Genomic DNA, 17,486 nt, shown 5'->3' with positions numbered 1-17,486 from the left:
CTCAGGCCCGGAAGCACAGCCCGGACGCTCAGGCCCGGAAGCACAGCCCGGGACGCCTCAGGCCCGGAAGCACAGCCCGGTCCGACCGGTGCGGGGATCTCAGCCCAGGAAGCTCAGCCGCACCTGCCGGTCGGGGTTGTCCCGGTTGGTGTCCACCAGGCACACCGACTGCCACGTGCCCAGTTCCAGCCGCCCGCCCACCACCGGCAGGGTCGCGTGCGGCGGGACGATCGCCGGCAGCACGTGGTCGCGGCCGTGCCCCGGGCTGCCGTGCCGGTGCTGCCAGCGGTCGTCGGCCGGGAGCAGGGTGTGCAGCGCGGTGAGGAGGTCGTCGTCGCTGCCGGCACCCGTCTCGATGACGGCGATGCCGGCGGTCGCGTGCGGGACGAAAACGTTGAGCAGGCCGTCGCGGCCCTCCGCCACCTCCCGCAGGAAGGTCTCGCAGTCACGGGTGAGGTCGACGACCGTCTCCTCGGAGCCGGAGGCGACCTGGAGCACTCGGGTGGTGAACGCGTCTGCCATGCCCCCATCCTTCCCCACGCGGCGGGCCGCCCGCCCGTGCGGCCGTCCGGAGGCCGGTACGCGGGGTCCACTCCGCGAGACGCCCGTTGACCTGGGACACCTCATCTGGCTACGTTCTGCGGCATGTTGCGTTCAGCTCTGCTCACCACGCGCGGTCACATCGACCTGCTGCGGGTGGCCTCCGCCGCGTGTCGCCGCGGCCGCTGACGCCTTCCCCACCCCCGCTCCCGCCCTCGCGCCCCTCGCGCCTCGCTCCGCCCGTCGGTGTGCCCCCACGCCCGGGTGAGTGACTGACCCTCCGGGGAGCGGGAGCGCGCGGGGCACCGCGGCCGCGTGCCCCGCCCTTCGGCCCCGCCCGCGTCCCTTCACGCGGTCCTGCGCCCGGCGCTTCGCCGGCGTATCGCCGTGACACCGTCCTGCCCTGGAGCAGCCATGAGCATCAGCCATGCCCCGCCCGGCTCGCGTGAACCCGATACGTCGCCCATGTCAGCGGATCGCACGGCGTCGTCCGACGAAGTCCCCGGCCCCGGCCCCGCCGCCGCCCCGCACCTCGAACCCCTTCTCCCCGCCTCCGCCCACCGGACCCGGATCCCCCGCTGGCTCCGCCGCACCACCGGCCCTCTGCTCCTCCTCGCGCTGTGGCAAGTCCTCAGCGCGACCGGCGTGCTGACCGCCGACGTGCTCGCCTCGCCCGGCCGGATCGCCCAGGTCGCCGGAGACCTGATCGGGGACGGCTCGCTGCCCTCCGCCATGGCGACCTCGCTCCAGCGGGTGGCGGCCGGGCTGCTGCTGGGCACCCTCATCGGTACCGGACTCGCCCTGCTCTCCGGGCTGTTCCGGGTCGGCGAGGACCTGGTGGACGCCTCGGTGCAGATGCTGCGGACGGTGCCGTTCGTGGGGCTCATCCCGTTGTTCATCATCTGGTTCGGCATCGGCGAGGCCCCCAAGGTCGCCGTGATCACCCTCGGCGTGACCTTCCCGCTCTACCTCAACGTCTACGCCGGTATCCGCGGCGTCGACGCCCAGCTCATCGAGGCCGGCGAGTCGCTCGGGCTGTCCCGGTGGGGGCTGGTGCGGCATGTCGTGCTGCCGGGCGCGCTGCCCGGCGCCCTGACCGGCCTGCGCTACTCGCTGGGCATCGCCTGGCTCGCGCTGGTCTTCGCCGAGCAGATCAACGCGGACGCCGGGATCGGCTTCCTCATGGTGCAGGCGCGGGACTTCCTGCGGACCGACGTGATCGTGGTCTGCCTGATCGTCTACGCCTTCCTCGGCCTCTTCGCCGACTTCGTCGTCCGCTCCCTTGAAAGGCTGCTGCTGCAATGGCGACCGACGTTCACCGGCCGGTGAGCACCGTGACCGGGCAGGCCGTGCACGTCGCGGACCTGACCCGTTCCTTCGACGGCCGCCCGGTCATCGACGGACTCCGGCTCGACGTGGCGCAGGGCGAGTTCGTGGCGCTCCTGGGCCGCAGCGGCTGCGGCAAGTCCACCCTGCTGCGCGTCCTCGCCGGCCTCGACCGCGAGATCGCGGGCACCGTCCTGGTACCACGCCGCAAGGCCGTCGCCTTCCAGGCACCCCGCCTCATGCCGTGGAAGAAGGTGTGGCGCAACGTCGTGCTCGGCCTGCCCGGCAAACCCGGGCGCGCCGTCGCCGAACGGGCCCTGGACGAGGTCGGCCTGGGACACCGTACGAACGCCTGGCCGAGGACGCTGTCCGGCGGCGAGGCCCAGCGCGCCTCGCTGGCCCGGGCCCTGGTCCGCGAGCCCGATCTGCTGCTGCTGGACGAGCCGTTCGGCGCCCTGGACGCGCTCACCCGGATCAAGGCCCAGCGGCTGGTCGGCGAGTTGTGGCGGCGGCGCGGCTGCGCGGTGCTGCTGGTCACGCACGACGTCGAGGAGGCCGTGCTGCTCGCCGACCGCGTGCTGGTCATGGACAACGGCGTGATCGCGTACGAGCAGCGGATCGAGCTGGACCGGCCGCGGGACATCGCCGACCCCCGCTTCGCCGAGCTGCGGGCCGGACTGCTGCACCGGCTCGGCGTCGACCCGGCCGCCGAGGCCGCCTGACCCGCCCGCACGACCGACCGCCTCCCCGCCCGCCTGCCCGCTCGACCGGCCGGCCGCCCGACCGACCGCAGGACCGGCCGCCCGACCGACCGACCGAGAACGGATCCACCATGCGACGACGTCTCCTGCCCGCCGCGCTGCTCCTCCCCCTCGCCCTGCTCCTCAGCGCCTGCGGCGGCACCTCCGCGGCCGACTCGTCCGGCGGCGGCACCGACGGCCAGGGCTCCCTCACGCTCAACGTCGGGGACCAGAAGGGCGGTTCCGAGGCGGTGCTGCGGGCCGCCGGTGAGCTGGACGACCTCGACTACCGGATCAGGTGGTCGACCTTCACCTCCGGCCCGCCCCTGCTGGAGGCCGTCAACGCCGAGGCCGTCGACGTCGGCGGTGTCGGCAACACCCCGCCGGTGTTCGCGGCCGGCGCCGGTTCGAAGATCACGGTGGTCGCCGCCTGGCACGGCACCTCCAAGGGCGACACCATCCTCGTGCCGAACGACTCCCGGCTCACGACGACCGCGCAGCTCAAGGGCAGGTCCGTCGCCGTCGCGCAGGGCTCGTCGGCGCACTACCAGCTGATCGCCTCGCTGCGCAAGGCCGGGCTCGACCTCGGCGACATCGACGTCGAGTACCTGCAACCCGCCGACGCGCTGGCCGCGTTCACCAGCGGCAAGGTGGACGCGTGGGCGGTCTGGGACCCGTACACCTCGCAGGTCCTCCAGGCCCGCCAGGGCCGGGTCCTGACCACGGGCGACGGCGTGACCAACGGGCTCACCTTCCAGGTGGCGGCTCCCGACGCGCTGCGGGACCGGCGCACGTCGGAGCCCGTCGCGGACTACCTGGAACGGCTGCGCCGGGCCCAGGACTGGGTCTACGAGCACCCCGAGTGGGCCAAGGTGTGGGCGCAGGACACAGGTCTGCCGTACGAGGTGGCGCTCGCATCCGTCAAGCGGACCAACGCCTCCCGCGTCCCGGTCGCCGTGGACCAGCCCCTGATCGAGTCCGAGCAGGCCATCGTGGACGTCTTCGCCGAACTGGAGCTGATCCCGGCCAAGGTCGACTTCGCCGACTTCGTCGACCGGCGCTTCAACCGCGACCTGCCCCCGTCGACGTCCGCGCCCCGCGTCCTGAAGGAGAAGTGAGATGACCGTCCGCCTCCACTGGTTCCTGCCCACGGGCGGCGACGGCCGCACGCTGGTGGACCGGCACGCCTACGCCCGCAACGACACCGGCGCCGCCGGAGCGGCCCGCGGGGTGCGCGCCCCGCGGCTCGACTATCTCGCCCAGATCGCCAAGGCCGCCGAGCAGTTGGGCTTCGAGGCGGTGCTGACGCCGACCGGCACCTGGTGCGAGGACGCCTGGCTGACCACGGTGGCCCTCGCCCAGCACACCGAGCGGCTGAAGTTCCTGGTGGCCTTCCGGCCCGGGGTGATCTCGCCGACCCTCGCCGCCCAGATGGCGGCGACCCATCAGCGGCTCACCGGCGGCCGGCTGCTGCTCAACGTCGTCACCGGCGGCGACTCCGCCGAGCAGCGCCGCTTCGGCGACCACCTCGCCCACGACGAGCGGTACGCCCGCACGGACGAGTTCCTGTCGGTCGTGCGCGGGGTGTGGCAGGGCGGTCCGTACGACTTCCGGGGCGCCCACTACGACGTGCGGGGCGGGCTGACCGCGCTGCCGCCCGACCCGGTGCCGGAACTGTTCTTCGGCGGGTCGTCGGCGGCGGCCGGGCCGGTCGCGGCGCGCCATGCCGATGTGTACCTGACCTGGGGGGAGCCGCCCGCGCAGGTCGCGGAGAAGATCGGCTGGATCCGGACGCTGGCCCGCCGGCAGGGCCGTACCGTCCGCTTCGGCATCCGCCTGCACACCCTCTCGCGCGACTCCGCCGCCGAGGCCTGGGCGGTGGCGCACCGGCTGCTGGACGACCTCGACGCCGGCACGATCGCCGCCGCCCAGGCGGCGCTCGGGCGCAGTGAGTCGGTGGGGCAGCGGCGGATGCCGGCGCTGCACGGCGGCTCGCGGGACCGGCTGGAGATCTACCCCAACCTCTGGGCGGGCGTCGGCCTGGTGCGGGGCGGCGCGGGCACCGCGCTGGTCGGCAGCCATGCCGAGGTCGCGGACCGGATCGCGGAGTACCACGCGCTGGGGATCGAGCACTTCGTCCTCTCCGGCTATCCGCACCTGGAGGAGGCGTACTGGTTCGGCGAGGGGGTGATGCCGGAGCTTCGGGCGCGGGGGCTGCTGGGCGGCACGGCCGGCGACCCGTCCGGCGCTCCGCTGCTCGTGGCCGGCGGGCGGTGACCGACGGCCCGGCCGGTCAGGGGGAAGAGGGAGGGCCTCCGCGCTGTTCGCACCGGCGTGGACAACGCGCGTGAGGTCGAGGTGGTCGTGACGGGCGCCGGCCAGGCAGGGCTGGCCGGCGCCTATCACCTGCGGCGGGCCGGGTTCGAGCCGGACCGCGACTTCGTGGTGCTGGACCACTCCCCCGGGCCGGGCGGCGCCTGGCAGTTCCGGTGGCCCTCACTGACGTACGGCAAGGTGCACGGGATGCACGCGCTGCCGGGGAGGGAGCTGACGGACGCCGACCCGGCGCGGCCGTCCTCGGAGGTGATCCGGGAGTACTTCGCCGCGTACGAGCAGGAGTTCGAACTGCGGGTGCGGCGACCGGTCGACGTACGGGCCGTCCGGGAGGGCGCGGGCGGGCGGCTGCTCGTGCAGACCTCGGCCGGTGACTGGTCCACGCGGGCACTGATCAACGCGACCGGCACCTGGGACCGGCCGTTCTGGCCGCGCTACCCCGGGCAGGAGACCTTCCGCGGACGGCAGGTGCACACCGCGGGGTACCCCGGGCCCGAGGCGTTCGCCGGGCGGCGCGTGGTCGTGGTGGGCGGCGGCGCGTCCGGTACCCAGCACCTGCTGGAGATCGCCCCGTACGCGGCCGCGACCACCTGGGTGACCCGCCGGCCGCCGGTCTTCCGCGAAGGGCCGTTCGACGAGAACGCCGGGCGCGCGGCGGTCGCGCTGGTGGAGGAGCGGGTACGGCAGGGGCTGCCGCCGAGGAGTGTGGTGTCCGTCACGGGGCTGCCGCTGAACGACGCGGTGCGGCAGGGGCTGGCGGACGGGGTGCTGGACCGGCGGCCGGTGTTCGACCGGATCACCCCGGACGGCGTGGAGTGGCGGGACGGGCGGCACGTCGGCGCCGATGTCATCCTCTGGGCGACCGGCTTCCGGCCCGCCGTCGGGCACCTCGCCCCGCTGCGGCTGCGCGAGCCGGGCGGCGGGATCCGCCTGGACGGCACGCGCGCGGTCGCCGACCCGCGCGTCCACCTCGTCGGTTACGGCCCGTCCGCCAGCACGATCGGTGCCAACCGGGCGGGGCGGGCGGCGGTACGGGACATCGGGCGGCTGCTGGGCGGGGCGGCGGCGGAGCCGGCCGCCGCGTGAGCGGGCGCCGCGGCGGGGCGCCGGGCGCCGGGCGCTCCCGTCGCCTCATCGAGCCGCGCCCGGGTTCGTGTTCGGGTGCGGGCTCGTGCTCGGGGAGGTCAGGTCCGGGCTCGTGCTCGGGCTGCTGTGCCGGGCGTCGAACTCGGCGACGTTGCGCTGGTGCTCGGCGTAGTCGGCGGTGAAGCGGGTGTCGCCCGGCTTCACCGTGACGAAGTACAGCCAGTCGCCCGGGGTCGGACTGATCGCGGCGCGCATCGCCTCCTCGCCCGGGTTGTCGATGGGCGTGGGCGGCAGGCCCATGCGCTGGTACGAGTTGTAGGGGCTGTCGATGCGGGTGTCGCTCAGCGTCGTCCTGAGCGTGGTGCGGTTGAGGGCGTAGTTGAGCGTGGCGTCCATCTGGAGGGGCATGCCGCGCTCCAGCCGGTTGAAGACGACCCGGGCCACCTTGCCCATGTCGGCCTTGGTGGCGGCCTCGGCCTGCACGATGCTGGCGATGGTGACCGCCTGGTAGACGTTCATGGCGTTGCGCTGCGCGCCGGCGGCGATCGGCGCGCCGTTGAACTTCTTGTTGGCGGTGTCGACCATCGTGGACAGCACCTGCTCCGGCGTCGCCCCGGCCGGCAGCGGATAGGTCGCCGGGAAGAGATAGCCCTCCGGGTTGCCCTCGGCGTCGTGGGGCAGCTTCAGGTGGGCTCTGGGCACGGCCTTCCTGGTGGTGCCCGGGGGCAGGGCGAGGGCCTTGTCGACGGCGTCGTAGACCTGGCCGGCGCGCCAGCCCTCCGGGATCACCAGCGTGGCGGTCCTGGCCGGTTCCTCCCGGTCCGCCAGGATCAGCAGCGGCACCGCCACGGCGGTGCCGGTGACGACGGCTCCGGTCGCGATGAGCGCGGCACGGCCCCGGCGCGTCAGTCGAATCGTGCGAGTCGTGTTCCGTGGCGGAGTGTTCGTGTACATGCGGGCACGGTAACCCGCATATCGCCCCAAACCCGGCATATCTTCATGTTGTCGGCTCCAGTTGGGCGTCCCGGCGGACCAGCGCCGCGTACTTCCCGTCCCGTGCCAACAGCTCCGCGTGCGTCCCGTGTTCGACTGCGCGCCCGGCGTCCAGGACCACGATCTGGTCGGCACCCCGAACGGTGGACAGCCGGTGCGCGATGGTGAGCGTCGTCCGGTTGGCCGACAGGGCGTCGATCGCCTCCTGCACGGCGTGTTCGGTGCGGGTGTCCAGGGCGCTGGTCGCCTCGTCGAGGATCAGCACCGGGGGGTCGCGCAGGATGGTCCGGGCGATGGCCAGGCGCTGCTTCTCACCGCCGGAGAAGCGGTGGCCGCGCTCGCCGACGACCGTGTCGTAGCCGTCGGGCAGGGCCGCGATGTGGTCGTGGATCTGCGCCGCCCGGGCCGCCGCGTGCAGTTCCTCGTCGGTGGCGTCGGGTTTGGCGAAGCGGAGGTTGTCGGCGACCGAGGCGTGGAAGAGGTACGTCTCCTGCGACACGACGCCGACCGCGCGCGCGAGGGTGTCGAAGTCGAGGTCGCGGACGTCGACGCCGTCGAGGGTGACCCGGCCGCCCGTCACGTCGTACAGGCGCGGCACGAGATACCCCAGCGTGGACTTCCCGGCGCCGGTCGGGCCGACGACGGCGAGGCTGCCGCCGGCCGGGACGGTCAGGTCGATGCCGTCGAGGACCGGGTCGCCCTCGCCGTCGTAGCGGAACTCGACGTTCTCGAAGCGGACTTCGCCCTCGACGCGGTCGAGGCGGACCGGCCGCTCGCGCTCGGTGATGTCGACGGGCAGGTCGAGGTACTCGAAGATGCGCTGGAAGAGGGCCAGCGACGTCTGGATCTGGACGCCGGTGCTCAGCAGGCTGACGGTCGGGCGGAACAGGCCCTGCTGGAGGGAGACGAAGGCGACGATCGTGCCGATGGAGGCGCCCGGGCCGCCGAGGTGGAGGGTGAGTCCCGCGGTCCAGTAGATCACCGCCGGCATGGCGGCCATGACGATCGTGATGACGGCCATCCGCCAGCGGCCGGCCATGCTGGAGCGCACCTCCAGGTCGACCAGCCGGTCCGACTCCTGCGCGAAGGACCGCGTCAGCGACTCGGCGCGGCCCATGGTGCGGCCGAGCAGGATGCCGCTGACCGAGAGCGACTCGGTGACCGTCGCCGCCATCGCGGCCATCTGCTTCTGCCGCTGGGTGGTGATCTTCCGGCGTTCGTCGCCGACCCGGCGGCTGATCCACACGAACACCGGCAGCAGGAGCAGCGAGACGACGGTCAGCCGCCAGTCGAGGGCGAGCATCGCGGCGACCGTGGCGACGACGCTGGTGAAGTTGGAGACCAGGGAGGTGGCGGTGGAGGTGACGGTCGCCTGCATGCCGCCGATGTCGTTGGCGATGCGGGACTGGACCTCGCCGGTGCGGGTGCGGGTGAAGAAGGCGAGCGACATGCTCTGCAGGCGGCCGTAGACCGCCGTGCGCAGGTCGTGCATGACGCGCTGGCCGACGGTGGTGGAGATGAGCGTCTGCAGGACGCCGAAGACGCTGGTCAGCACGGCGCCGAGGATCATGCCGAGGGCGAGCAGGGTGAGCAGGCCGGTACGGCCCTGGGGGATCGCGGTGTCGAGGACCGCCTTCAGCAGGAAGGGGGTGGCGACCGAGACCACCGACGAGGCGGCGACCAGCAGGCCCACGACGGCGAGGCGGCCCCGGTAGGGCCGGAAGAGCTTCAGGATGCGGCGCACCTGCCGCGGCTGGCCTTCGGTGTCGGCGGGCGGCGTCCAGGCGGGCTCGTGATCGGGCTTCATGGGCTCCTACGGAGGTGGGTCGGCGGTGACGGGATGGACCATAGCTCATTGTTACCTATACTCACAATGAACGTCATCCTGATAGTGTTCCCGTATGACCACGCCCGATCCCGACGGACTCCTCGCCGAGCAGCTGCTGCGGCTCACCCGCCGGGTGCACCGGATCCAGAAGCGCCATCTCCAGCAGCGCGTCGTCGGGATCACCCCGGCCCAGTCCCGGTTGCTGCGCACCCTCGCGGAGTACGAGGCGCCGCCCCGCATGGCCGACCTCGCCGCCCGGCTGGAGGTCGTCCCGCGCGCCGTGACCACGCTGGTCGACGGGCTGGAGGCGAACGGCGTGGTGCGCAGGGTGCCCGACCCGGCCAATCGCCGGGTGATCCGCATCGAGCTCACCGAGGACGGCCGCGAGACGCTGCGCGAGCTGCACGGGGCACGGCGGTCGGCGGCGGAGGAGATCCTCGCGCCGCTGACGGACGAGCAGCGCGCGGTGCTCGGAGAGCTGCTGGACACCCTGGTCGACGGGGCGTCCGCCCGGACCTGCTGACGGCTTCCGGGACCGGTGTGCGCGGACTCCGCCTGCGCGCGGTGCGTGGTCCGCTACCGTGAGCGCACGGGCGCGGGCGGGGAGGTCGTGCCCCGTGGGGGTCATGTCGGGCATGGCGCACGTCGTGCCGGGCGTGCGCAGTCCGAGTCGGATTCGGGGGAGGTCAGGTGCTGACACCGGACGCGGTGCGGATACCGCTGGACGACGGCAGTTCCATCCTGGTGCAAGTGGATGCGGGGGAGGCACCGGCGGACAGCCGGGGGCCCGTGAAGGCCGGCCGGATCGCGGACGCCGTCCGTGAGCTGCCGCGCAGCGTGCAGGAGGCGATGGTTCCGGTGACCACCATGGCTCGCGCGGTCCTCGACCAGCTGCGGCAGGCCGGGCCGGACGAGGTCACGGTGGAGTTCGGCGTCAACCTCGCCGCACAGGCCGGCGTGGTGATCGCCAAGAGCGAGGCGAACTGCCATCTGAGGGTGGCCATGACCTGGAACGGTGCCGGCACCACCGGCGACCCGGGCGCGGGCTGAGGCCGGGCGGAGATGGGGCGGAGGACGGGCGGGCGGCCGGAGCCGGAGCAGTCGGCCGCCAGGGCCGCCGTCGCGCAGATCCTCGCGGCGGACGGCGCCGCGGCCGGGGCGGGCTTCCTCGCCGGCGACGGCCTCCTGGTCACCTGCGCGCACGTCCTGCGGGCCGCGGGGCACGGCCCCGGGGACGACGGCGTACGCGTCCGCTTCCCGCAGGCCGAGGGCGCGCCGCGGGCCACGGGCGCGGTCGACGCCGAGGCCTGGCGGGACCCGGAGGGCGACGACATCGCCGTCGTCCGGCTGGCCGGGCCGCCGCCCGGAGTTCCCGTGCTCGCCGTCGGATCCGCGCAGGGCTTCGAGGGGCAGGCCGTGTGGTCGTTCGGCTTCCCCGACCAGGCGCACGCGGAGGGCCGCTACGCCAGCGGCACGCTCCAGGGCCGCCTGAACGCCGGCGGGCGCTCGCTGCTGCAGCTCGACGGGGCGAACGCCGTGGCCCAGGGGTTCAGCGGCGGACCGGTCCTGGACGTCGAGTCCGGCCTGGTGATCGGGATGACCACCGAGATCACCGCCCCCGACCGGCACGGGCGCGGCGTCAACGTCGCCTATGTGACACCCGGTGAGACGCTCCGCGCCGTCCAGCCCGCCCTCGCCGGCCAGGACGTCTGCCCGTATCTGGACCTGAGGCCGTTCACCGAGCGGGAGAGCGGCTGGTTCCACGGCCGGGACGACGCCCGGGACAAGGTCGTGGAGGTACTGGGACGGCACCGCGGGGTGCTGCTGCAAGGGCCCTCGGGCGCCGGGAAGTCCTCCCTCGTCCAGGCCGGTGTCCGCCCCGCCCTCCCGGACGGCTGGCTGGCCCTCACCGTGCGCGCCGGTCAGGACTGGGCCGGTGACCTGGAACGGCAGGGGCTGCCCGGAATCCGTACCGCCGGGCTGCTCGCGGCGGTGCGGCAGCGGCTGGAGCCGGAGCGCGCGCACGTCCGGCTGCTGCTGGTGGTCGACCAGTTCGAGGAACTGCTCAGCACGGCGGCCGAGCCCGGCGGCGCGCAGCCGGACGCGGGCGCCGACGCCGTCCGGCAGCTGACCGAGGTCATCCACTCGTACGAACGGGCCGTGGTGCTGCTGGTCATGCGCGTCGACTTCTACCCGCGGCTGCACATGCTCGCGCCGGAGTTGCTGGAAGCCGTCAGGCCGGGTCAGGTCGACGTCTTCGGGACGCTGGGGGCCGGCGCACTGCGCGACATGGTCGTCAAGCCGGCGCGCAGCGTCGGTCTGCGCTTCGAGGCGGGCCTGCCGGAGGTGATCGTCGACGAGGTGCTGGCGGCCCATCCGGGCGGCGCGGCCGAGGGCAGGGCGCCCGCCACCCTGCTGCCCCTGCTGGAGAAGACGCTGACCCTGCTGTGGGAGAACCGCAGCGACAACCGGCTCACCCTGAACGCGTACCAGGCCATCGGCAGGTTCGGCGGCAGCCTGGACCGGTGGTACGACCGGGCCTTCGAGGAGCTCGGCCCCGGCCGGCGGCCGGTCGCCCAGCGCGTGCTCAGCGCGCTCGTCCGGCACGACGAGGCGGAACAGGCGCCCGACGTGCGGCAGGCCCGGTCGCTGCGGGCCCTGCGCGATCTGACCGAGGACTCGGCCTTCGACGAGGTCCTGGCCGTGCTGGTCCAACACCGCCTCGTCACCACGCACACCGCCCGGGACGGACGCCACCAGGACCAGCCGATGGTCGAGCTGATCCACGACTTCCTCGTCAGGCACTGGGAGGACCTGCGGCGGTGGGTGCTGCGGGACGCGGCGTTCGACGCCTGGCTGCGCCGGGTGGAGCTCCAGCAGAGCCGCTGGGAGGCCACCCTGAGCCCGGACGATCTGCTGCGGCCCTCCGAGCTGGACGCGGCTCTCGAATGGGCCGCCCAGAAGCGCGTCGTGCCCGAACGTGCCAGCGAGTTCCTCCGGCGCAGCGAGCGGCACCACAAGGACGGCGAGCGCCGTCGCCGGCGCAACCGCCGCACCGTGATCGGCGTGCTCTCCCTGCTCACCGTCGTCCTCACCGTCACGACCGGCTTCCTCGTCGAGTTCTGGGTGGGAGAGCGGCAGGCCAGACAGGAGGTGGAGGAACGGGAGCTGATCGCCACCACGGAGGGGCTGGCCGCCAAGGCCGAGCAACTGCGGGCGACCAACCCCCGGCTGTCCCTGCAACTCGGGGTCGCCGCCGAGAATCTGCGCAGCACCGCCAAGGTCCGGGCGAGCCTGGTCAACTCGCTCGCCACCACCCGGCTGGCCGGCACCTTCCCGGGCACCGCCCTCGGCTTCGTCGACGGCGACAGCGACCGGCTGCTGCTCCACCGCGGCGCAGCGGACGGGACGGACGAGGCGACGGGGCCCGGTGGCGAGAAGGCTCAGGGGGACCACCTGACCGTCCGCTCCGTCAGCGGCGACCGCCCGGACCGGACCGTGTACCGCGTGGACGACCCCGCCGTGTCCGTCCTGGCCGCCGGCCCTGACGGACGACGGGTGCTGGTGCGCGACGCGACGGCCCGGCGGGCCGGCGTGCGCGAGGTGCCGGACGGTACCGGGCGGCCGGTGACCTCGGCGGCGTTCGGCACGCAAGCCCTGCTGTCCGGCGCGGCGTTCGCCGGGGACGGCAGCCGTGTCGTGCTCGGCCACCTCGACGGCACGATGACGTCGTGGGACCTCTCCCGGCCCGACCGGCCCCGGATGGTCGGCGGGCACGTCCGGCTACGGCCGCCGCCGGAGAAGGAGCAGGTCCCCACCTGGTCCGTGCAGCCGTTCGTGTCGCCCCGCGGTGACCTGATCGCGGTGCCCGTCGAGCGTGCGGTGACGCTGTGGACGGCCGGTGTCCCTCACCGGAAAGTGGCGGAACTGCGTCTGCCCGCCCTGGAGGCCGACCAGTTCCTCGACCCGTACACGATCTCCCAGGTGGCCTTCAGCCGCGACGGGCGGACCGTCGCCGTCGCGGCGGTGGGCGGTGTGGTGGTGTGGGACGTGACCCGGCCGGAACGGCCCGGGCTGCTGCAGACGCTGGCGGACGCCCGTCACGCCGCCGCCTTCGGTCCGGACGGCCGGACCCTGGCGACCGTCGCCGACGACGGCACCACCCTGTGGGACATCAGCGACCGGTCCCGGGCGCGCCGCACCGACTTCTTCCCGGCGCCGGAGGAGAGCGACCCCGTCGCGGTCCGCTTCGCGCCCGACGGACAGCGCGTGGTCGTGCAGCACACGGGATCCGGCCGGAGCTACGCGGCGCTGTGGAACCTCCGGCAGCCGGGCTGGCCGCGACGCCTCGGCGGCGAACTGCCGTCCGGCTCCTCCGCCATGGCCGTACGCCCCGACGGGCGCGTCCTGGTCACCGCGGGCCCCGGCCGCCGTGTCGAGTGCTGGGACATCTCCGCGCCGAGCCGTCCCGTGCGGATCGCCACCGTCCGGACCCGGCTCCCGCACGAGGTGACGGCCCTGGCGTTCCGGCCGGACGGCGAGGAACTCGCGGTGGGCGGCAGCGACGGCAGGACCCAGCTGTGGGACGTCCGCGACGTCCGGCGGCCCGTCCGGCGCTCGGTGAGCCCCCGGACCACGCTCGGCGCCGTCACCGCCCTGGGCTTCGGCCCGGACGGCAGGACCCTGCACATCTCGGACAACGCCTACGTGATCCGGTGGCGGGCCGGTGCGCCCTCGATCCCGCTCACCATGGGCACGGTCTTCCCCCAGTTCGTGGAGCGGATCGCCGTCAGCGGGACGACCGGCACGATGGCGCGGGTCGCGCCGTACCAGCCGTTCACGCCGGTCGTCCGGGAGCGCGGTGCCATGGTGGGCGGACCCGTCCAGCTGTGGCCGGCCGGGGAGACCGGTCCGCTGCCGGGCAGCGGGGCCGACGAACTGCCCGGCCCCGGCAACGTCGGTTCGGCGGTGGAGTTCCATCCCGCGGGGGAGGTGCTCGCCGTCGGAAGTCCGTCCGGCACCTTGACGTTGTGGCAGGTCACCGGGGCCTATGGCGACAACCGCCGCCTGGGGCTGCCGGTCAGGGCGCACAGCTCGGCGATCTCCACGATCGCCTTCGCACCCGACGGAGCCACCGCCGCGACCGGAGCGACCGACGGCACGATCGTCATCTGGACGCCGCACCAGGACGGTCCGCTGAACCTGAGCGGCCCGGCGAGCGCCGCCCACACGGACCGCGTCCGGTCCATGGCGTTCACCTCCGGCAGCCGGACGCTGATCACCAACGGGGCGGACGGGGCGGTGCGGCTGTGGCACGTGGGGGCCCTGGCCGAGGCGCGGCGGGCGCCCACCCGACTGGCCTGTGCCCTCGTCGGAGAGGGACTGGACGAGATCGAGTGGGCCTCGTTCGTGCCGTCGCTCCCCTATCGGGACACCTGTCCTTGAGCCGGCGCGGCTCCCGTCCCCGTCCGGCAGCGGTCGCTGTCCTCGGTGAGCACCCCCTGCACGGCGGTCAGCGAGCGGTCGTGGCAGCCGGAGGGGCCGTACAGCCGGTAGCGCTCGGTCGTCGTGCCCACCGCGTGCCGCTGGTCGCGCGGGACGTCGGCGGTGTACGTGGCGTCACCGCTGTAGGTGTCGTCGAGGCGCGACCAGGTGGTGCGGTGCCCGCCGCGCGACACGACGACGGTGGCCCGGTCGCCGAGGGTCAGTACCGTGCGCAGCCGGTCGGCCGCGCCGAGGGTGGTGGTGCCGTCCATCGTGTACGTCCGGTGGGCGTGCGTGGTCCTGGCCGGTCCCCGTCCGTCGACGGTGATCGTCTCGGTGTCCGTCCAGGTGGCGTCGAGGGCGTCGGTGGTCTCGCCGTCGGTCCAGCGGTGCACCGAGGAGGTGGCCAGGGAACGGCTGACGGTGGTCGTCACCCGGCCGTGCGAGGTGTCCACGTATCCGGCGACCGTCAGCCGGTGCGCGCCGTCGGTGTCCACGCGGTGCCGCGCACCGGGTGTGTGGACGGAGGAGTTGGCGAGGTCGCCCGCGCGGTGCGCGGTGAGTCCGCCGGTGACCCGTTCGCGCCCGTGGTCCTGCCAGACGAGGACGTTGACGGGGGTGCTCCAGCCCGGGCGTCCCTCGGGCAGGCCGGCCACGGAGACCTCCACGCGGTGCGGGCGGCCGTCGTTGAGGAGGCCGGCGAAGGGGGTCAGGTCGTACTCGATCGGCTTGATGTCGAAGGCGCGGGGGCCGGGGACCACGTACCAGAGGAAGGGGTTGGACCAGCCGCCCGTCCACACGGTCGGGAACGGTGCGGCGATGCCCGCGAGCCGGCCGTCGACCGTGATCTGCACCTCGCGGTAGGGCCCGTCGTCGGCCCGGCAGGAGTACGGGGCGGAGCCGGGCACCGTCAGGTACCAGTACTCCTCGCAGCCGCCGCCCGAGCCGGTGGCGTACACCTCGGCGACGATGCGTTCGCTGTTGCGGGGGGTGGTGAGGGTGGTTCCGGGGGCGAGGGGGAGGACACGGTCGGGGGTGGGGGTGGGGGGTTGTGCGGCCGGGTGCTTCTCGGCCGGGCTTGCTTCGGCGGGTGAGTAGAAGGTGAGGGTGACCTTGACGTCGATGACGCCTGTGTACGTGTCGTCGACGACGTTGCCGATGAGCATCTCGACGGGCTGCGGGGAGCGCAGGGTGGGGCTGTAGCGCGTGACGTCCTTCTCGACCGACCACTCGATGCCGTCCGGCGACGGCTGCGGTGTCGACGTCCGCAGGATCTCGACGCCGCCGACGTGCAGATGGCCCAGACGGTCGTACTGCCGTCCCTTCACCTTCCCGTCGAGCCGCAGCACGACCTTGCTCCAGCGGTCGCCGCACCCCTGCGGCGGGGCGTACGCGCCCTGGTACGGCGTGAAGTCACGGAACCGGGCCTCTGCCACCGTCACCTCGCACGATGCGGTGTCCGGCCGGGTGACCGGCGGCGCGGCGGTGACCGGGTCGTGCCAGTCGGTGCCGAACTCCGCGGGGACGTCGGCGAACTCCGCGGGGACGTCGGCGGCCTGCGCGGGACTCGCGCCGAGGAGGGTGCTCGCCAGGAGGGTCGCTCCGGTGAACATGGACATGATAATCCGACGGGTCATGACCGGTGTTCTACGGGGAGTCGGGCGCGGCCGCAATGAGGCCTCCGGGCTCGGGTCCACGGGAGAGGGACGGGAGTCGGGCGAGAGGGCGAGGCACGGGCGAAGGGGCGGGCCGTAGCCGGATTCGTGCGGTGGAGCGGAAAACCGGTTGCCTGCGGCCACGCTCTGGCGCGAGCCTTTCACGGCTCGTTGCCGACAAGCGGCCCGGCTTGTCGGCAACGAGCGGCCACCCGCCCCTTCGTCGTCACCCACCTCACGCCTGAACACGAGCCACTGGGACACCATGCAGATTCACGACCTTCCGTATCCCGACCCCGGTGTGCCGGACGCGCGTTCGGGGCCGCGATTCCTGTGGTGGCTGGGCCGGAACCAGTTGCGCGGCCAACTCGTCTCGCTGGCCTGGGGGCTGGTGCACTTCGTGTCGGTCTCCGCGCTGCCGTTCTGCGTCGGCTTCGCCGTCCAGGCCGTGGTCGACCGCTCCGGCGCGCGGCTCGCGCTCGCGGGCGGGCTGATGGCCCTGGCGTGCGCCGGCAACGCCATCGGCGACACCTTCCTGCACCGCTCCGCCGTCACCAACTGGATCACCGCCGCCGCCCGCGTCCAGCAACTCCTGGCCCGCAAGGCCGCGCAACTGGGCTCCGGGCTGACCCGGCGGGTCGCGGCCGGCGAGGTCGTGGCCGTCTCCACGGGCGACGTCGAGAAGATCGGCTGGTTCGTGGAAGCCGTGTCCCGCTTCACGGCGGCGGCCGTCACGATCGTGCTGGTCTGCGTCGGCCTGGTCGTCTACCAGCCGGCCCTCGGCGTCGTCGTCGCCGTCGGCCTGCCCGTCCTCGCCGTGGCGGTCCTGCCGCTCCTCCCCCGCGCCACCCGCCGCGCCGACCACCAGCGCGAGAAGGCGGGCTACGCCACCGAACTCGCCTCGGACACCGTCGCCGGGCTGCGTGTACTGCGCGGCATCGGCGGTGAGGAACTGTTCCTCGACCGCTACCGCCGCGCCTCCCAGGAGGTCCGGCACGCGGCCGTGCGCAGCGCCCGGATGTGGTCGCTGATCTCGGCGATCCAGGTGCTGCTGCCCGGCCTGCTGCTGATCGCCGTCGTCTGGTACGGCGTGCAGCTGGCCCAACAGGGCCGGATCAGCGTCGGTGAACTCGTCACCGTCTACAGCTCGGTCATGATCCTCACCTATCCGCTGCGCCACTTCGAAGAGATCGCCATGGCGTACTCCTTCTCCCGGCCCTCGGCCAAGCGGGCGGCTCGGGTGCTGTCCCTGGAGCGGGTCACGGATGTGGAGGGGAAGCGGGAGAGCGGGCATCCGGCCTCCGGCGCGGATTCGGGACCGGGGCTGGAGGAGGACTCGGAACCGCAGCCGCCGGAGGGCTCGGGAGTGGGCTCGGGACCGGATGCGCGGCGGGAGTCGCGTCGGGGCTCGGGAGTGGGCTCGGGACGGGGCACGCGGCCGGACTCGGGACCGGGCACGCGGGCGGAGTCGGGACCGGGCACGCGGGCGGAGTCGGGACC

Annotated in this window: 14 protein-coding genes; 10 read left to right on the top strand and 4 right to left on the bottom strand. The window is 73.9% G+C overall.

What is annotated here, in order from left to right; genetic code table 11:
* Positions 1-99: 99 nt before the first annotated feature.
* Complete coding sequence (locus tag ACFF45_RS06620; protein WP_381343168.1) at positions 100-522, bottom strand: YjbQ family protein; 423 nt, start codon at positions 520-522, stop codon at positions 100-102.
* Positions 523-645: 123 nt separating this feature from the next.
* Between ACFF45_RS06620 and ACFF45_RS06615 the strand changes: the two genes are divergently transcribed.
* From ACFF45_RS06615 to ACFF45_RS06590, 6 genes are all read left to right on the top strand, one after another.
* Positions 646-729: a putative leader peptide gene (locus ACFF45_RS06615; protein WP_313884353.1), complete on the top strand. Its 84-nt coding sequence runs from the start codon at positions 646-648 to the stop codon at positions 727-729.
* Between the two features lie 225 nt (positions 730-954).
* Positions 955-1,869, top strand: a complete 915-nt coding sequence (locus ACFF45_RS06610) for an ABC transporter permease (protein ID WP_381343166.1) — start codon at positions 955-957, stop codon at positions 1,867-1,869.
* Complete coding sequence (locus ACFF45_RS06605) at positions 1,842-2,588, top strand: ABC transporter ATP-binding protein (protein WP_381343164.1); 747 nt, start codon at positions 1,842-1,844, stop codon at positions 2,586-2,588. The genes ACFF45_RS06610 and ACFF45_RS06605 overlap by 28 nt, the downstream gene beginning before the upstream one ends.
* A 110-nt stretch (positions 2,589-2,698) precedes the next feature.
* Positions 2,699-3,724 carry an ABC transporter substrate-binding protein gene (locus tag ACFF45_RS06600; RefSeq protein ID WP_381343162.1) on the top strand — a complete coding sequence of 342 codons (1,026 nt, stop codon included), beginning with the start codon at positions 2,699-2,701 and terminating at the stop codon, positions 3,722-3,724.
* A 1-nt stretch (position 3,725) separates the two neighbouring features.
* On the top strand, positions 3,726-4,883 hold the full coding sequence (locus ACFF45_RS06595; protein WP_381343159.1) for an LLM class flavin-dependent oxidoreductase: 1,158 nt from the start codon (positions 3,726-3,728) through the stop codon (positions 4,881-4,883).
* 57 nt (positions 4,884-4,940) lie between these two features.
* The gene (locus tag ACFF45_RS06590) at positions 4,941-6,026 is read left to right on the top strand and encodes an NAD(P)-binding domain-containing protein (RefSeq protein WP_381343157.1); all 1,086 of its coding nucleotides are present in this window, start codon (positions 4,941-4,943) and stop codon (positions 6,024-6,026) included.
* A 45-nt stretch (positions 6,027-6,071) separates the two neighbouring features.
* Here the strand turns inward: ACFF45_RS06590 and mltG are convergent, their stop codons facing one another.
* Together mltG and ACFF45_RS06580 are read right to left on the bottom strand one after the other, a co-directional pair.
* Complete coding sequence (gene mltG / locus ACFF45_RS06585; RefSeq protein ID WP_381343155.1) at positions 6,072-6,980, bottom strand: endolytic transglycosylase MltG; 909 nt, start codon at positions 6,978-6,980, stop codon at positions 6,072-6,074.
* 43 nt (positions 6,981-7,023) lie between these two features.
* Complete coding sequence (locus ACFF45_RS06580; protein ID WP_381343153.1) at positions 7,024-8,826, bottom strand: ABC transporter ATP-binding protein; 1,803 nt, start codon at positions 8,824-8,826, stop codon at positions 7,024-7,026.
* A 94-nt stretch (positions 8,827-8,920) separates the two neighbouring features.
* Between ACFF45_RS06580 and ACFF45_RS06575 the strand changes: the two genes are divergently transcribed.
* From ACFF45_RS06575 to ACFF45_RS06565, 3 genes are all read left to right on the top strand, one after another.
* On the top strand, positions 8,921-9,370 hold the full coding sequence (locus ACFF45_RS06575) for a MarR family winged helix-turn-helix transcriptional regulator (protein ID WP_381343151.1): 450 nt from the start codon (positions 8,921-8,923) through the stop codon (positions 9,368-9,370).
* A gap of 167 nt (positions 9,371-9,537) precedes the next feature.
* Positions 9,538-9,897, top strand: a complete 360-nt coding sequence (locus ACFF45_RS06570; RefSeq protein ID WP_381343148.1) for a CU044_2847 family protein — start codon at positions 9,538-9,540, stop codon at positions 9,895-9,897.
* Positions 9,898-9,909: 12 nt separating this feature from the next.
* Positions 9,910-14,292, top strand: a complete 4,383-nt coding sequence (locus tag ACFF45_RS06565) for an nSTAND1 domain-containing NTPase (RefSeq protein WP_381343146.1) — start codon at positions 9,910-9,912, stop codon at positions 14,290-14,292.
* Here ACFF45_RS06565 and ACFF45_RS06560 read toward each other — a convergent pair.
* Positions 14,271-15,968 carry a peptide-N4-asparagine amidase gene (locus ACFF45_RS06560; RefSeq protein WP_381343143.1) on the bottom strand — a complete coding sequence of 566 codons (1,698 nt, stop codon included), beginning with the start codon at positions 15,966-15,968 and terminating at the stop codon, positions 14,271-14,273. The two genes, ACFF45_RS06565 and ACFF45_RS06560, sit on opposite strands and share 22 nt — an antisense overlap.
* Positions 15,969-16,251: 283 nt before the next feature.
* Between ACFF45_RS06560 and ACFF45_RS06555 the strand changes: the two genes are divergently transcribed.
* Positions 16,252-17,486: ABC transporter transmembrane domain-containing protein (locus ACFF45_RS06555; RefSeq protein WP_381343140.1), on the top strand; the 1,235-nt coding region annotated here is incomplete at its 3' end.

This window comes from Streptomyces cinereospinus, assembly GCF_042430725.1.
Classification (GTDB): Bacteria; Actinomycetota; Actinomycetes; order Streptomycetales; family Streptomycetaceae; genus Streptomyces; species Streptomyces cinereospinus.
This window is presented reverse-complemented; position numbering and strand designations above follow the sequence as displayed.

Bases quoted from the DNA above. Each gene is read 5' to 3' on its own strand.
- ACFF45_RS06620 (WP_381343168.1), bottom strand. From the start codon at position 522: ATGGCAGACGCGTTCACCACCCGAGTGCTCCAGGTCGCCTCCGGCTCC.
- ACFF45_RS06615 (WP_313884353.1), top strand. From the start codon at position 646: ATGTTGCGTTCAGCTCTGCTCACCACGCGCGGTCACATCGACCTGCTG.
- ACFF45_RS06610 (WP_381343166.1), top strand. From the start codon at position 955: ATGAGCATCAGCCATGCCCCGCCCGGCTCGCGTGAACCCGATACGTCG.
- ACFF45_RS06605 (WP_381343164.1), top strand. From the start codon at position 1,842: ATGGCGACCGACGTTCACCGGCCGGTGAGCACCGTGACCGGGCAGGCC.
- ACFF45_RS06600 (WP_381343162.1), top strand. From the start codon at position 2,699: ATGCGACGACGTCTCCTGCCCGCCGCGCTGCTCCTCCCCCTCGCCCTG.
- ACFF45_RS06595 (WP_381343159.1), top strand. From the start codon at position 3,726: ATGACCGTCCGCCTCCACTGGTTCCTGCCCACGGGCGGCGACGGCCGC.
- mltG (WP_381343155.1), bottom strand. From the start codon at position 6,980: ATGTACACGAACACTCCGCCACGGAACACGACTCGCACGATTCGACTG.
- ACFF45_RS06580 (WP_381343153.1), bottom strand. From the start codon at position 8,826: ATGAAGCCCGATCACGAGCCCGCCTGGACGCCGCCCGCCGACACCGAA.
- ACFF45_RS06575 (WP_381343151.1), top strand. From the start codon at position 8,921: ATGACCACGCCCGATCCCGACGGACTCCTCGCCGAGCAGCTGCTGCGG.
- ACFF45_RS06565 (WP_381343146.1), top strand. From the start codon at position 9,910: ATGGGGCGGAGGACGGGCGGGCGGCCGGAGCCGGAGCAGTCGGCCGCC.
- ACFF45_RS06560 (WP_381343143.1), bottom strand. From the start codon at position 15,968: ATGACCCGTCGGATTATCATGTCCATGTTCACCGGAGCGACCCTCCTG.